This is a genomic window from Burkholderia sp. S171 (assembly GCF_009766085.1).
Lineage (GTDB): Bacteria > Pseudomonadota > Gammaproteobacteria > Burkholderiales > Burkholderiaceae > Caballeronia.
The window spans coordinates 74,017-87,597 of sequence record NZ_LMUF01000016.1; the positions used below are offsets into that span (position 1 = coordinate 74,017).

A 13,581-nucleotide genomic window follows, 5' to 3' on the forward strand; every position below is an offset into this window, starting at 1 on the left:
CCACTGCCTATCGCAAATGCTGTCTTTTTTTGCGCTGCGCGTAATGCATCAACGGTGGCAACCGTTCACAGCTCATCGACGGACTCCCCTTCCACCTTTTTATCGATGATCGCCCGCGCATACTCAATCCCGGCTCGTGTCGCGTCGATGGGACTGTCAAACGGTTCCTGCTCCGGCACACCGAACATCTCCGATCTACCGCTCTCGCCACTGGCACTGCGCGAAATGTTGACGACGATATCGAAATGTCGCGGACCATCGTCCGGCTCATCGCGCTCTTTCGCGCGGCGCAACGCCTGGACAGTGATCTCGAAACCTTTGTAGTGATCGGACAAGGGGCGGGACATACGCGACTCCTTTAGGTAGCAAAAACGGTAGCAGAAACGGTAGCAGAAACTCAGGCAGTAGAAATTCAGGCAATAGAGCGACAGGATCGCACGGCTTTGCAACGCAGCGCACGAAGAGTGTAGGGAGAGACTGTGAAGGCGCTTTGTCGGCGTGGTGACACCGTTCATGCGAATGTTGCGACGCTACAACGGAGACTTTCCCGTGAGGATGCCTGTGAGCGGCGGTCGTTGCCGGCCGCGAAATCATCGAGCGTCATGTGCTGTTCAAGCGGGCGGTCGAAATGGAAATTGTAAGCCTCCCGCGCGAAACCGTTGTCGTCGGTGAAAGAAAGCTTACAAAGCCTGCATTAGCGGATCCGGAACAGAGTGAACTGGTTTTAGGCGGTTCGATTCGATTAATGCGCGCGTCTTTTGAACGACGCGGACGTCGCGTGTTTTTCGTTTCCTTAGGTTCGAAACCGTACGGCATTTGTATGGCTTTTTGCCATAATGGCTTGCCTTGGTTTGCCTCATTAAGCCACTAGACGATGGCAATGATGGCAAAAGCAACGGCAAATGCCGCAGCGGTAACGATACGTGCCTGACCTCGCAGCACTTCACCTCGTTTCACGTGATCCATTTAAAGGGAGAATCGCATGAAGATCCGGGCAACCATGGCAACGCTCGCACTGGGCGTCGCTTTAAGCGCGACCTTCGCTGCAACACCGGCGTTTGCCGATAACAGCCAGCAATCGAAGATGACGACCTGCAATGCGCAGGCTACGGGCAAGAAAGGTGATGACCGCAAGGCCTTCATGAAAGATTGCCTCTCGTCAGCACCTGCCGCCGCCGCTCCGATGACCCAGCAGCAGAAAATGACGGCGTGCAACAAATCGGCGACGGGCAAGAAGGGCGACGACCGGAAGGCCTTCATGAAGGACTGTCTCAGCAACAAGAGCTGAACCGGAACGAGGTGACGTTCGATTGCTGGCGATTGTCAGCTCAGGCCGCGTGGCTTAGAACACGCGGCTTTTTTCATGGTTTTTCCAAAGCGTGGATCGGTTAGGAATCCAGATATAAACCACGAATAAACCACGAATAAATCACGCATGAATCCCGCATGAATCAGGCGTAGGTGAAGTCCCGAACCCGGGAAAACCCCGCCCCGTCTTATTGCAGTGCAACTACGGTCGTGCTACGCGGCGCGCGTTTTATCTCATAAGATGGCGCGGAGGCGGCCCACCAGAATAACTAATGCGCCATCGGTCCGCCACAGTCAGCCGGCTTGCAGCACTGCAACGGACGGAGGCCCGAGGATGGTATGGCGATATAAAAACCGCTGGTTCAGGCGGTGGCTGGTCGTGATCGTTTTTTGGGCGGTTCCGGTCATGATCGTTGCGGCAAATGAGCTTCGCGAGCAGCTCGCGTACGATGCCCAGGATCTTGCGCACTCCCTGTCAACCTGGACGTTCACCGACGCGCAACGCGCCTCCCCCGCCGTTTCGCGCTGCCACGGTTCCCTCGACGAAGCGCGCACAGCCGGCTGCCCGCCGGACGTTGTCGCTGCCAATGCCACCAAGAACCAGGATGCGCAAGAGGAGTATTCGACTCGCCGCAGCGTGCTGTTTGGTTATCTATGGCATGCGTTTATCGGCTATTGGGTCGTACCGGCGATTACGCTGTTTTTGCTGGGTGCAGTGATTGGCGTCATTCGACGTTCCCTTCGCCGCCCCGCCACAAAAAACGACAAAGCGAAGCAAGCCAATGAATCCACACGGATTGCCAAGCCGTAAAAACCATCGCGTCGCAGCGCGGAGACAACACCTCTGCAAGCTTTTTGCACTATCTCACGCAGTTTTTCATTTTATTTTGACGGGTAACTTTGACCGGAATTCGATTGATCCGGCCGAGCTGGCCCGCCGTTTGCGTCCTCGATTTTTGTCTGGTGTGAGAGCCGAATGTTTCGCGCAAACAAGCGTTTTCTCATGCGGACGGCATCTCGGCCGGGCAGGTCAAAATTACCACATTGCATTTGCCTGACACGGCGAAAGCCAAGCGGGGTAAGGCTCCGCGTCATTTCATGACATGTTGCTCACGGTCGTGCTGTGTTATAAAACGCCATGCTGCAACACCCGTAGATGGGGTTTCCCAAAAAACCACGAAGGAGAAAACGATGCAAAGACGAAACTTCATGATCAAATCGACCGCCGCGCTTGCAATGGGTGGCTTCGCGCTGGCGGGTTGCACGACGACCTCGAACCAGGGCGCGCAACAAACGGCGGGCGACGCGGACGCACGCCGTTCAATCGACTCGGATATCGATGCAACCATGCAGCGCCTCTATGTCACCGCTCGCGGCTCGCGTGAGCTGGTTGGCAAGGCGCGCGGCGTGCTCGTGTTCCCGTCAGTGCTGGCGGCAGGTTTCATCGTCGGGGCGCAGTACGGCAAGGGCGCGTTGCGGGTTGGCGGCAGCTCGGTCGGCTACTACAGCACGACGTCGGGGTCGATCGGCCTGCAAGCCGGCGCGCAATCGAAATCGATCGTCTTCCTGTTCATGACGCAGGACGCGCTCGACCAATTCCGCAATGCGGATGGCTGGTCGGTCGGCGGCGATGCATCGGTCGCGTTGGTCAAGATGGGCGCGAACGGCAATATCGATTCGACCACCGCAACGGCGCCGGTCGAAGTGTTCGTGCTGACGAACGCTGGCCTGATGGCTAACTTGTCGCTGGAAGGCACGAAGGTATCGCGTCTGAAGATCTGATCAGGGTGTTTGGCTGGCAAGAGCCGGCCTGAATCCTGATTTAAACGCGAACGCGCATAAGTTAAAACCGCCGCGCAGCCCGACCAGAAGGTCGTGCTGCGCGGCGGTTTTCTTTTTGGCTTTGACGCTGGCGAAACGGCTTAAAGCGCGTTTTTTAACTCGTCGCGCTGTCAATCAGCTTGAAGCGCGAGCGCTTCTGCGCGCGCATGACTGCCTGATAAGCATCAACGTACTGCTGCGCCATGCGATGCGACGTGAAACGCTCTTCGAAGCGCTTGCGCACGCCTTCGCGCGACACCGTATGCAGCCGGTTGACGGCCGCCACGGCGCCAATCTCGTCCTCGACGATGAACCCCGTCACGCCCTCGTCCAGCACTTCCGGCACCGAGCCGCGATTGAACGCGATTACCGGCGTGCCGCACGCCATCGCCTCGATCATGACCAGCCCGAACGGCTCTGGCCAATCGATCGGAAACAGCAGCGCGTGGGCGCCCGAAAGGAAATTGGCCTTCTGGTCATCGGCAATTTCACCGATAAATTCCACATACGGCAGCTCCATCAACGGTGCGATTTCGCGCTCGTAGTACTCACGGTCCGCCGAGTCCACCTTCGCCGCGATCTTGATTTTCATCCCGCAGCGGCCGGCGATCCGGATGGCGGTATCGACACGTTTTTCAGGCGATATACGCCCAAGGAACGCCAGATACGTCTGCTCAACCGGCTGCGGCATGTAGCGGTCTTCCGGCAGCCCGTGATACACGGTGGTCAGCCATTTGGCCTGCGGCAACGGATGACGTTGCGCGTCCGAAATGGAGATGACCGGTGCCGTATTGAACGTGTTGAAGACCGGCTGCTGCTCCGGCAAATCAAGCCGGCCGTGCAGCGTGGTAACGAACGGCGTGTCCTGGCGCTTGAACAGAGAGAACGAGTAGTAATCCATGTGGAAATGCAGCACGTCGAACTCGTCGGCGCGGCGCCGCACCATCTCCATCAGCAGCATATGCGGAGCGATCCGGTCGCGGATAGCCGGGTCCAGGCGCAACGCGCGCGGCCACACGGCTTCCAGCTTCGCCTTGGTTTGCGAGTCACCTGAAGCGAACAGGGTCACGTCGTGGCCAAGTTCAACCAGCGCTTCGGTGATATACGAAACAACCCGCTCCGTGCCGCCATACAGCTTGGGCGGCACTGATTCGGTTAACGGGGCTATTTGTGCAATTCTCATTGTTCGCGTCTCCACTCGGTCTTACGTCGCCGTGATGTTTAGTCGGTGATAGTGATCGGCACGGGCGCCGGTCGCCCTCACGCGCGAGATTGATGTGCGAAGCGCGCGCGAGTACGACACCGTATTATTGGCCGGGGAAGCCTGAATGTTGGCAAAACTTTCACTTTCACGACCCTGTTACAGTCGCGAAACACTCGAATATCGACGAATTCCTGCGGTTTTCAGGCCGATATCCCGTTGCGAGCCGCTTTTTACATCGGCGGCGCATGTGTTGTTATTTGTTGCTTGCCGGGCGCTTGTTTGGCTGTTTGTTCAATTTCACGCCTCGCAGGTCGGCGAGAAACGAGTCGCGCCACACACCCAAGTCGTATTTGCGGAGCATCACCATGTTGGTTTCGTAGCGCTCGCGGCGCTCGGCGAGCGGCATGGAGAGCGCCCGCCCAATCGCCTCGCTCATGCCGACTATGTCGTGCGGATTCACCATCAGCGCGCCCTTCATTTCGTCGGCAGCACCCGCAAACTGCGACAGCACGAGCACGCCGGGATCGTCGGGATTCTGCGCCGCGACATATTCCTTCGCGACCAGATTCATGCCGTCGCGTAATGGCGTAACCAGCCCGATCTGCGACTCACGAAACAGCGACATCAGCTTCCACCGGTCATAACGCTGGTTCATGTAGCGGATCGGCGTGTAGTCGAGGCCCGAGTAGCGGCCGTTGATACGCCCAGCTTCGTACTCCAGGTTATGGCGGATCTGCTGGTAGGTATCCACGTCCGAGCGCGTGGGCGGCGCGATCTGGACCAGCGTGACATTGCCCCGCCATTCCGGCGATTTTTCGAGGAAATGCTCGAACGCCTTGAAGCGCTCGACCAGGCCTTTCGAATAGTCCAGCCGGTCTACGCTCATGATCAGTTTGCGACCTTCCAGGCTCTGCTTCAGGTCCATCACATCTTGGCGCGCTTCGCCGCGGGTGGCTTGCTCGGCGATTTCATCCGGGAAGATGCCAATACGGTACACGCCGGTTTTAAGCCGGCGGCCGAACGCTTCCACTTCGCCATCGGCCGTGGCTGTTCCATGCGCGTGCCGCACGATGTAATCATGAAAAGCAGCTTGGTCGCCGGGAGTCTGAAAGCCCACGACGTCATAACAGCAGAGCGACTTAACCAGTTCCTCGTGCGGCGGAATGTTGAGCAGGATCTGCGGAGACGGAAACGGGATATGCAGGAAAAAGCCCATCCGGTTGGTCACGCCTTCAGACCGCAGCGCCTCGCCAAACGGGATCAGGTGATAGTCGTGGACCCAGATGACGTCATCGGGTTGCAGCAGCTTGATTGCACGATGCGCCAGCCAGGAATTGACCCGTCTGTATCCCGCATATTCCTCGCGGTCGTAGACGGCCAGGTCGTTGCGATAATGGAAGACAGGCCATAAGGTCGCGTTCGAAAAACCGCGGTAATACTGGTCATAGTCCTTCTTCGGCAAGCCCACGGTGGCGAACGTGACCGCGCCGTCCTGTTCGAGTTTCGGTCCCTGGTTCGCTACGCTGTCGCTGACTACGTCGCCGCTCCAGCCGAACCAGACGCCGCCGCTGTCCTTCAGCGCGCCGAAGACACCCACGGCGAGGCCGCCGGCCGAGCCTTTGGTTTCTGTCGGAGAAGCTACTCGGTTCGATACAACGACTAGGCGGGTCATTACTGGCTTCCTTTTTTGCGATTCTGTTCAGGGTGTGTGTATTTTTTGCACGGCCACGTTTCGTGGCGCACCTACGTGCGAGGGTCGTAGCCGTTTATTTTTCTGTCGATGCTCTTCGTTCGGCTCCGGGCAACGGCCTCAGTTCAATTTCATTGTCGCGTTCTCCCGTGCCCGGGCGTGCTTCGCGGCCTCGCTACTCGGTCTCTCACTGTTGCTTAGCGTGAGCTTGTCCGCAATCTCGATGCCACCGCGCCTGCTCAGCGCCGGTCGGCGGGTTTAGCCGCGCCGCCGCCGGGCGCGCTCGGTGCGGTGCTCGCCGCCGAATTCGCCGATGCCGCCGGCCCGTGCCGCTCTCCCCGGCTCGCTACCGGATCGGCTTCCGTGTTCGCTGTCCGGCTCGATGCCGGCGGCCTGATCGTTCCGGCCGTGCCGTCAAGCCCGTCCGCCATGCTGCGTTCAAGCGGCGCAACAAAATCGACATGCTCCCCTTCCGGCGATATATCCGCACGCGTGCGCGGCAGGAATTGCGGATACGACGACTGCATGAAGTCCAACAAGCCTTCGCGCACCCGGCATCGAAGATCCCAGTTCAAGCCGGAATCGAAGGAACTGACCAGCACGCGAAGTTGCATCGATTTTTCAGTGGCGTCGGTGACCTGCAGCACTTGCACGCGCTTGTCCCACTCCGGCGCGTTCTGCAAAATCCGCTCGAGCTCTTCGCGCATTGGCGCAAGCGGCATGCGGTAATCGACGTAGAAAAACACCGTGCCAATGATCTGCGAACTGTTGCGGGTCCAGTTGGTGAACGGATTCTCGATAAACCATTGCAGCGGCACGATCATGCGCCGCTGGTCCCAGATCCGGATAGACACATAGGTGCCGGTGATCTCCTCCACCCGTCCCCATTCACCCTGGATCACCACGACGTCGTCGAGCCGGATGGGTTGCGACAACGCAATCTGCAATCCCGCGATCAAGTTGCCGAGCACCGGCCGTGCGGCAATACCCGCCACCAGCCCGGCCACGCCCGCCGACGCCAGCAAACTCGCGCCGACCTGACGCACGGCGGGAAACGTCATCAACGCGCCGCCAAAGCCGATGATCACGATCACTACCATCACCGAACGCGCCAGCACGCGAGCCTGCGTGTGAATCCGGCGCGCTTGCAGGTTGTCCTGGCTGTCGAGCGGATGAGCCTGCACCAAGGCTTCGGCCACCGCGGCCACTGAGCGCACGGCAAGCCACGTCAGCGCGACAATCAGCATCACGGTGAGCAGGTCGCGCAGCGCGGCGGCGAACGGCAGTGCATCGGGAGCTTCAACCAGCACGAAACCCAGGCCGAGGATGATTAGCAGCGCGAGCGCGGGTTTGTCGATAAAGCGCAATACCACGCTCATCAACGGGTACGGCCGCGCAATGCGCATCAGGATGCGGGCGCCCACGCGATGCACGCCGATGGCGAACAGCACGGAGAGCGCCGCCACGACAAGCGTGCCGGGCCAGGTACTAAGCGGAGCGGAAGCGATGCGCTCGAAGGAGTCGAAATCGAAGGAAGCGAAAGAGATCATCGTCGTCGTGGCATCCGCCTTTGGAAGGTGATATCGGAGGGATACGACGGGAGTGTGCAAAACCCGATTGCGTCTGCGTGCGCGTGGAGCGTAGTGGCGTCAGCGGTGATATCAGTGGTGATTTAAAGCAGTGAAATCAGCGGCCGACAGGGTTGACCCGCCAGCCGCGTGATGAGTTGACTATTCTATTGCATTGCAGCAAATGCTGCGCCGGCCGGTCGGTCGATGACCTGGCGGGCAGCCCGGATGCACTGTGTCACGCCCAATGGCGGCTTACTTTTCTGCTTTGCAGGGGAAAGCCTTGCCGAGCCCGAGCGACACCATGGTCGTGGCGTTGAAGTTGCCACGCGTGGGATTGTCGGCGATGAACTTGCGTACCGCGTCCGTCAGCTCCTGCGGTTTGACATCGACTGGCAGGCAAAAATACTGGCCAACCTGCGGTCCCGATGTGCCGCCAATTGCTTCAATGGTGTTGTAGATACCGTCAGCGGCACCTTCTATATAAGCCGCGCATGCGCTGCGTGAGGCTGTGTCCGTCTTGGTACAAAGCATGTTCAGATCGTTGCCCGTAAACGCGGCCGCGCTGAGCGGAAACGCGAGCACACTGGCCATGACAAAAACCCGCTGCATGATGGTCCTTTTTTATGTTGGCGGTTGCGGGCCGGCCTGGATGCGCAGGTGGAAACATCCTGTCTTGTTGGCCAACCCGTCTTATCAACGGACGAACCCGGACGCGCCATGTCTTGGCTCATCATTTCCGGATCACACCCGCTGTTCCTCGTATCGCGCGGTCGGGACCTGTTGTCAGTCAGACCGAAGTCAGTCCTGAGTCAGGTTCCTCGCCTTGCGAGCGTCATTTTGCACTGTTTGCGCCGCTTTGCGGTGCCCCTGACGCGCCCGCTGCGCCCTGGTTTTGCATCGATGCCAGCCGTGCCGCCAGCCCTTCCGCCACGTCTTTCTCGTGATACTGCTTCGCGAAGTCCACCGCCGTCAGGCCAATCTGGTTCTTCACCCGCAAATCAGCGCCTTCATCGAGCAACAGCTTGACCGTCGACAAATGGCCGCCGCGCGCCGCCATCATCAGCGGGGTCGTGCCGTTGGGCGAACCCGAGTCGATGTAGGCCGAATGGTCGAGCAGCACCTTCACCACGTCGTCGTGACCGTTGGTGGCGGCATAGTGGAGCGGCGTCCAGCCCTTCTTGTTCACTTCCGCGTCCTTCGCGATGAGTAGGTTCACGAAGGTGAGGTCGTCGTTGAGCGCGGCCAGCATCATCGCGTTTTCACCGGCGGGATCGAGCTTTTCAAGGTCGATGTTCGGGTTATCGGCGAGCAGTTTGCCTACCTTGTCCGACTTTTCCCGTGCCGCGATCACGAGCAGCGGCGTGCCGGTGTCATCGACGAGATTCGGATCCACGCCCTGTGACAACAGCTTTTTAACGGCAGATATATCGTCAAACTTTACTGCCTTGATCATGGAGTCGGCAGGCGTCGCGAAGGCGGGTTGCGCGATGGCGGCGGCCGTCAGCACCAGGCCCGTCACCAGGGTTCGCCACGTTTTACGCGTCAGGGTGGATTGGCGGGTCGAGGACGTGGAGAGGGTCGAAGCGGAAACCGTTGAAAATGTAAGCATGTGTTCCTTGGGGATTACTTAACGTTCTAATAACGAATCTTTCAGGCGAGTGATCGGACGCGCTGCGGTGAAAAATCTATGGCGCGCCTCACTGCTCAACTGGCTGCGGGATCTTGAACAGCGTGAAAAAATTACGCGTTGTGGCTGCCGCCAATGCTTCTTCCGGCAGCTCGCGCAATTGCGCGATGAAGCGTCCGACATAACTTACGTACGCAGGTTCATTCGGTTTCCCGCGATACGGCACCGGCGCCAGATACGGCGAGTCCGTTTCAATCAGCAAACGCTCGAGCGGCACACGCCCCGCGACGTCCTGCACGTCTTTCGCGCTCTTGAACGTGACAATGCCCGACAGCGAAATGTAAAAATCCTGGGCGAGCGCCGCCTCGGCGACATGCCACGGCTCCGTGAAGCAATGCATCACGCCGCCCGGCACGCTTGCGCGCTCCTCGGCCATGATCCGCAGCGTGTCTTCCCACGATGAACGCGTGTGGATGATCAGCGGTTTCGCCGTCGCGTGCGCCGCCCGAATATGTGTGCGGAAGCGTTCGCGCTGCCATTCCATATCGGCGATGCTGCGGCCTTCCAGGCGGTAATAATCCAGCCCCGTCTCACCAATAGCCACTACTTTCGGATGCCGTGCCAGTTCCACGAGGTCCGCCACACTCGGTTCACGCGCGTCCTCGTGATCCGGATGCACGCCGACCGATGCGTAAATATGCTCGTTTTCTTCGGCAATCTTCAACACCGAAGGCAGCGTTTCCAGATCAACCGATACGCACAACGCATGCGTCACTTTCAGCTCGCGCATTTTGTCGAGCACCTCGGGCAAACGGTCGGCTAAGCCTTCGAAATTGATGTGGCAATGCGAATCGACGAACATGGGTTTTCCGTTAAAGCGGGATTGGGTTGGCTGGCGAGCTAGCGATCATTCGGTGCGGCTTAGCCAAGCCGCCGGCCAAGAATCACGAGGTCTCGCTCAACGCCGTCCAGCAGGGCGACGCGCGGCAGCGACCCCCACGTCTGGAATTCGAAGCGCTGGAACAGGCGCAGGCTTGCTTCGTTGTGGCCGAAGATGAAACCCAGCAGCGTGTCGATACCCAACGCCGGCGCACGTTCCAGCGCCACTTGCAGCAGCTGCTTCCCTAGCCCTTTGCCACGCGCGCTTTCGGCGAGATAGATGCTGACTTCAGCCGTGCGCAGATAGGCCGGACGGCCGTAGAAATCGGAGAAGCTCAGCCACGCGATGACCTCGCCGTTTTCTTCGACGACCCATAGCGGGCGTGCCTTTGGGCCATGCGCATGAAACCACGCGAGCCGGCTTTCGACCGTGACCGGCTCGAGATCAGCGGTGACGAGGCGCGAGGGCACGGTGGAATTGTAGATGGCCACGATGCCGGGAAGATCGTCGAGCGTGGCGTCGCGGAAATTGGGATTCATAGCGTTCGTATGCAAAAAAGTGAGTCGGTAGTCAGGCCGTGGTGAACACGTCGCGATAGCCCAGGAACAGTTCTTCGAACACCAGCCGCGCGTTCAGCGGATGATTTTCCACCGCGCGCTGCCGTGTCACCGTCTTTTGAAAGCGGGCGAAACGCTCGGTATCGATCTGCGCAGCGCAGCGTTCGAGCGCCTTCGATGCCCCCGGGAAGTAGCGCGGACGGCCCGCCGTTTTCTGCGCAAGCAGGTCGTATAGCCAGCGCTGCAGCCAGCCGAGCACCATGGGCACCGGCAGCTTCTGCAGGCTTTCTCCGCACGCGAACGCGTCGCACGCGGGCCCGGCGGCCAGTTGCGCCAGCGCGAAATCACGCAGCGCGCGGTTTTCATCGGAGGCGAGCGCCAGCGCGGTCAACGGCGCGCCGCCGGCTTCTGCCAGCACGGCTGCGGGACGCTCCACGCCCTGCTGCGCAAGCCATGCAACGGCGGGCTCGGTGGCCGGGAGGGTCATCGGCCATTGGCGGCAGCGGCTGATGATCGTCGGCAGCAAACGGTCTATACGCGCCGTCACCAGAATGAATACCACGCCCGCGGGCGGCTCTTCCAGTGTCTTGAGCAAGGCATTCGCGGCGAACACGTTGATCGATTCAGCCGGATACAGCAACACGACGCGCAAACCGCCCCGGTGGGAACCGAGGCTGAAAAAATTCATCAGCCCGAGCACCTGATCAATCTTGATCTCCTTGCTCAGGACCTTCGTTTTCTTGCCGTCCTCGTCTGCCTTCTCCGCCTTGTCGTCGCTGATCAATTCGCCAGCGAGCGCTTCCGGCAGGACCGCGCGATAGTCGGGATGGTTGCCCTGGCTGAACCACAGGCAGGCAACGCACTTTCCGCATGGCTCGCGAGTGTCGGTCGGGGTTTCGCAAAGCAGGCTTTGAGCAAGATGCTGCGCGAACTGCAATTTGCCGATACCCGCGCGACCGTGCAGGAGCAACGCGTGCGGCCAGCTTGCGCGCAGTTGGTCAAGTCGGGTCCAGTCATCGGTTTGCCACGGATAGATCATGAAAAGTCTTTTGGATCAGGTGTTTGCGACAGAATCCTATGAGTCTGAATTTACTTTAAGTCGTTGCTAAAATTCAATGAATTCAATTGTTTGTTGACAGTAATTGAAGCTTTTTCGAGGCGTGACCAGCGGTTGTGTCCACGAATTTCAGCGACCAACACTACGTTTAACCAGACTTAAAGTAAATTCTATTTACTAATCTTTATTAAAAATCAAATACTTGCGACCACTGCTTCGAGTTGTTTCTGAATATCGATTATGGACTGGGTAGCATCGATTATTACAAATCGTTCCGGCGATTCTGCCGCCCGGCGCAAATACTCGGCCCTGGTTCGGCCGAAAAACGAATCCGATTCGCTCTCGAACTTGTCGGGTGAGCGAACCGCGCCGCGTCGTTCGCTGGCTATGTTCGTCGGCACGTCGAAGAGCAAGGTCAGGTCTGGCTGGAAACCACCCTGCACCCAGCGCTCGAGCGCTTCCAGCTTGTCACGCGGCAAGCCGCGACCACCGCCCTGATACGCGAAGGTGGCGTCGGAGAAGCGATCCGACAGCACCCAATCCCCCCGCGCCAGCGCCGGCTCAATGATCTGCGCCAGATGTTCGCGGCGTGCCGCGAACATCAGCAACGCTTCGGTTTCGAGGTCCATCGGCTGGTTAAGCAGCAAGTCTCGCAGGCTCTCTCCCAGCGTCGTGCCGCCAGGTTCGCGCGTGATCACGACCGAACGGCCCGTGGCTGCGATCTTGTCGTCCAGGCGCTGACGAAACCACGCGAGGTGCGTCGTCTTACCCGCTCCGTCGATGCCTTCAAACGTGATGAATCTGCCGCGCACCATCATTGTCCCCGGATGTACTTGTCGACGGCCCGATTGTGGTCGCCGAGATTGTCTGAAAAGAAGCTGCTGCCGTCACCGCGCGACACGAAATACAGTGCCGTGCTGGACGCAGGATTGACCGTCGCCGCGAGGGCCGCGACGCCCGGCAACGCGATCGGACCGGGCGGAAGGCCCATGCGCGTGTAGGTATTGTACGGAGTGTCCGTTTGCAGGTCTTTTTTACGCAGCCGGCCGCCGTAGGCCGAACCCAGGCCATAGATCACTGACGGGTCCGTTTGCAGCGGCATGCCGATACGCAGCCGGTTCGCGAACACGGCCGCGACCAAGGGCCGGTCGGCGGCGCGCCCCGTTTCCTTTTCGACAATCGACGCCATGATCAGCGCCTCGTAAGGCGTCTTGTACGGCAAATTCTGCGCGCGGGTACCCCAGGCTTCATCGAGGCGCTGCTGCATCAGCTTGTACGCCCGTTTGTAGACGGCGAGATCGCTCGTGCCTTTGTCAAAGAGATAGGTGTCGGGGAAAAACAGCCCCTCCGCGCTCGCCCGCGCAATCACGTCGTCCGGCGCGCCGATTGCCTTGAGCAAGTCGGTGTCGGTCATGCCCGCCGTGTCGTGCTGCAGCGCCGGATTGCCGTCCAGTTCGTTGCGCATTTTCTGGAATGTCCACCCTTCGATCACGGTCGCTACGTATTCGTTGACGTCGCCGCGGGCGATTTTCTGCAGCATCTCGTAGGGCGTGATGCCTTCCTTGAACTCGTAGTTACCGGACTTGAGCTGCGCGGAAAGGCCGAGCACGCGCGTCATCAGCACGAACAACTGCTGTTGGATGTGCGCGCCGCCGCGGTCCAGCTGGAGGGCCACGCTGCGTAACGTGCTGTGGGATTTGATGGTGATGTCGAGTTCGGGTGAGGCCAGCTCGACCGGGCTATTCGCCCATTTGAACACGCCGCCAACGAGCGCACCGCCAACCACGACCGCGACGACCGCCGCGGCCAAACATTTCTTCAAAAGGGACATGCGAAACACGCTCTAAGTAAGACCCATATAATACT

15 protein-coding genes are annotated in these 13,581 nt (G+C 59.5%); 4 read left to right on the plus strand and 11 right to left on the minus strand.

The window, feature by feature from the left end; all coding sequences use genetic code 11:
• Nucleotides 1-65: 65 nt before the first annotated feature.
• Complete coding sequence (locus GSQ93_RS10130; protein WP_158935522.1) at nt 66-347, minus strand: hypothetical protein; 282 nt, start codon at nt 345-347, stop codon at nt 66-68.
• A 281-nt stretch (nt 348-628) separates the two neighbouring features.
• Between GSQ93_RS10130 and GSQ93_RS10135 the strand changes: the two genes are divergently transcribed.
• The 4 genes from GSQ93_RS10135 to GSQ93_RS10150 all read left to right on the plus strand — a co-directional run bounded on the left by GSQ93_RS10135 (nt 629) and on the right by GSQ93_RS10150 (nt 3,090).
• Nucleotides 629-871 (plus strand): hypothetical protein, encoded by a 243-nt coding sequence (locus tag GSQ93_RS10135; RefSeq protein WP_158935523.1) that lies wholly within the window; start codon nt 629-631, stop codon nt 869-871.
• 111 nt (nt 872-982) lie between these two features.
• Nucleotides 983-1,288 carry a PsiF family protein gene (locus tag GSQ93_RS10140; RefSeq protein WP_158935524.1) on the plus strand — a complete coding sequence of 102 codons (306 nt, stop codon included), beginning with the start codon at nt 983-985 and terminating at the stop codon, nt 1,286-1,288.
• A 354-nt stretch (nt 1,289-1,642) separates the two neighbouring features.
• Nucleotides 1,643-2,119: a hypothetical protein gene (locus GSQ93_RS10145; protein ID WP_158935525.1), complete on the plus strand. Its 477-nt coding sequence runs from the start codon at nt 1,643-1,645 to the stop codon at nt 2,117-2,119.
• Nucleotides 2,120-2,499: 380 nt separating this feature from the next.
• Nucleotides 2,500-3,090: a YSC84-related protein gene (locus tag GSQ93_RS10150; protein ID WP_158935526.1), complete on the plus strand. Its 591-nt coding sequence runs from the start codon at nt 2,500-2,502 to the stop codon at nt 3,088-3,090.
• A 154-nt stretch (nt 3,091-3,244) separates the two neighbouring features.
• On the opposite strand, the gene GSQ93_RS10155 is transcribed toward GSQ93_RS10150, so the two are convergent.
• The 10 genes from GSQ93_RS10155 to mltG form a co-directional block, all read right to left on the minus strand.
• Nucleotides 3,245-4,312, minus strand: a complete 1,068-nt coding sequence (locus tag GSQ93_RS10155; RefSeq protein WP_158935527.1) for a glycosyltransferase family 4 protein — start codon at nt 4,310-4,312, stop codon at nt 3,245-3,247.
• Between the two features lie 274 nt (nt 4,313-4,586).
• Nucleotides 4,587-6,005 (minus strand): alpha,alpha-trehalose-phosphate synthase (UDP-forming), encoded by a 1,419-nt coding sequence (gene otsA / locus GSQ93_RS10160; protein ID WP_158935528.1) that lies wholly within the window; start codon nt 6,003-6,005, stop codon nt 4,587-4,589.
• A 257-nt stretch (nt 6,006-6,262) separates the two neighbouring features.
• Nucleotides 6,263-7,573: a mechanosensitive ion channel family protein gene (locus tag GSQ93_RS10165; RefSeq protein ID WP_158935529.1), complete on the minus strand. Its 1,311-nt coding sequence runs from the start codon at nt 7,571-7,573 to the stop codon at nt 6,263-6,265.
• Between the two features lie 273 nt (nt 7,574-7,846).
• The gene (locus GSQ93_RS10170; protein WP_089160337.1) at nt 7,847-8,203 is read right to left on the minus strand and encodes a Rap1a/Tai family immunity protein; all 357 of its coding nucleotides are present in this window, start codon (nt 8,201-8,203) and stop codon (nt 7,847-7,849) included.
• A gap of 223 nt (nt 8,204-8,426) precedes the next feature.
• Nucleotides 8,427-9,203, minus strand: coding sequence for an ankyrin repeat domain-containing protein (locus GSQ93_RS10175; protein ID WP_158935530.1), 777 nt, complete (start codon nt 9,201-9,203; stop codon nt 8,427-8,429).
• 88 nt (nt 9,204-9,291) lie between these two features.
• Nucleotides 9,292-10,083 (minus strand): TatD family hydrolase, encoded by a 792-nt coding sequence (locus GSQ93_RS10180; RefSeq protein ID WP_158935531.1) that lies wholly within the window; start codon nt 10,081-10,083, stop codon nt 9,292-9,294.
• A gap of 59 nt (nt 10,084-10,142) precedes the next feature.
• Complete coding sequence (locus tag GSQ93_RS10185; RefSeq protein WP_158935532.1) at nt 10,143-10,640, minus strand: GNAT family N-acetyltransferase; 498 nt, start codon at nt 10,638-10,640, stop codon at nt 10,143-10,145.
• 31 nt (nt 10,641-10,671) lie between these two features.
• Nucleotides 10,672-11,697, minus strand: coding sequence for a DNA polymerase III subunit delta' (locus GSQ93_RS10190; protein ID WP_158935533.1), 1,026 nt, complete (start codon nt 11,695-11,697; stop codon nt 10,672-10,674).
• A 212-nt stretch (nt 11,698-11,909) separates the two neighbouring features.
• Nucleotides 11,910-12,530: a dTMP kinase gene (tmk, locus tag GSQ93_RS10195; protein WP_158935534.1), complete on the minus strand. Its 621-nt coding sequence runs from the start codon at nt 12,528-12,530 to the stop codon at nt 11,910-11,912.
• On the minus strand, nt 12,530-13,546 hold the full coding sequence (gene mltG / locus GSQ93_RS10200; RefSeq protein ID WP_158935535.1) for an endolytic transglycosylase MltG: 1,017 nt from the start codon (nt 13,544-13,546) through the stop codon (nt 12,530-12,532). The genes tmk and mltG overlap by 1 nt, the downstream gene beginning before the upstream one ends.
• Nucleotides 13,547-13,581: the final 35 nt, after the last annotated feature.

Excerpts from the sequence above, each read along its gene's own strand:
- GSQ93_RS10180 (WP_158935531.1), bottom strand. The coding sequence starts at position 10,083 with ATGTTCGTCGATTCGCATTGCCACATCAATTTCGAAGGCTTAGCCGAC.
- GSQ93_RS10150 (WP_158935526.1), top strand. The coding sequence starts at position 2,500 with ATGCAAAGACGAAACTTCATGATCAAATCGACCGCCGCGCTTGCAATG.
- GSQ93_RS10190 (WP_158935533.1), bottom strand. The coding sequence starts at position 11,697 with ATGATCTATCCGTGGCAAACCGATGACTGGACCCGACTTGACCAACTG.
- GSQ93_RS10175 (WP_158935530.1), bottom strand. The coding sequence starts at position 9,203 with ATGCTTACATTTTCAACGGTTTCCGCTTCGACCCTCTCCACGTCCTCG.
- GSQ93_RS10145 (WP_158935525.1), top strand. The coding sequence starts at position 1,643 with ATGGTATGGCGATATAAAAACCGCTGGTTCAGGCGGTGGCTGGTCGTG.
- GSQ93_RS10170 (WP_089160337.1), bottom strand. The coding sequence starts at position 8,203 with ATGCAGCGGGTTTTTGTCATGGCCAGTGTGCTCGCGTTTCCGCTCAGC.
- tmk (WP_158935534.1), bottom strand. The coding sequence starts at position 12,530 with ATGGTGCGCGGCAGATTCATCACGTTTGAAGGCATCGACGGAGCGGGT.
- GSQ93_RS10130 (WP_158935522.1), bottom strand. The coding sequence starts at position 347 with ATGTCCCGCCCCTTGTCCGATCACTACAAAGGTTTCGAGATCACTGTC.
- GSQ93_RS10155 (WP_158935527.1), bottom strand. The coding sequence starts at position 4,312 with ATGAGAATTGCACAAATAGCCCCGTTAACCGAATCAGTGCCGCCCAAG.
- mltG (WP_158935535.1), bottom strand. The coding sequence starts at position 13,546 with ATGTCCCTTTTGAAGAAATGTTTGGCCGCGGCGGTCGTCGCGGTCGTG.
- GSQ93_RS10165 (WP_158935529.1), bottom strand. The coding sequence starts at position 7,573 with ATGATCTCTTTCGCTTCCTTCGATTTCGACTCCTTCGAGCGCATCGCT.
- GSQ93_RS10185 (WP_158935532.1), bottom strand. The coding sequence starts at position 10,640 with ATGAATCCCAATTTCCGCGACGCCACGCTCGACGATCTTCCCGGCATC.
- otsA (WP_158935528.1), bottom strand. The coding sequence starts at position 6,005 with ATGACCCGCCTAGTCGTTGTATCGAACCGAGTAGCTTCTCCGACAGAA.
- GSQ93_RS10140 (WP_158935524.1), top strand. The coding sequence starts at position 983 with ATGAAGATCCGGGCAACCATGGCAACGCTCGCACTGGGCGTCGCTTTA.
- GSQ93_RS10135 (WP_158935523.1), top strand. The coding sequence starts at position 629 with ATGGAAATTGTAAGCCTCCCGCGCGAAACCGTTGTCGTCGGTGAAAGA.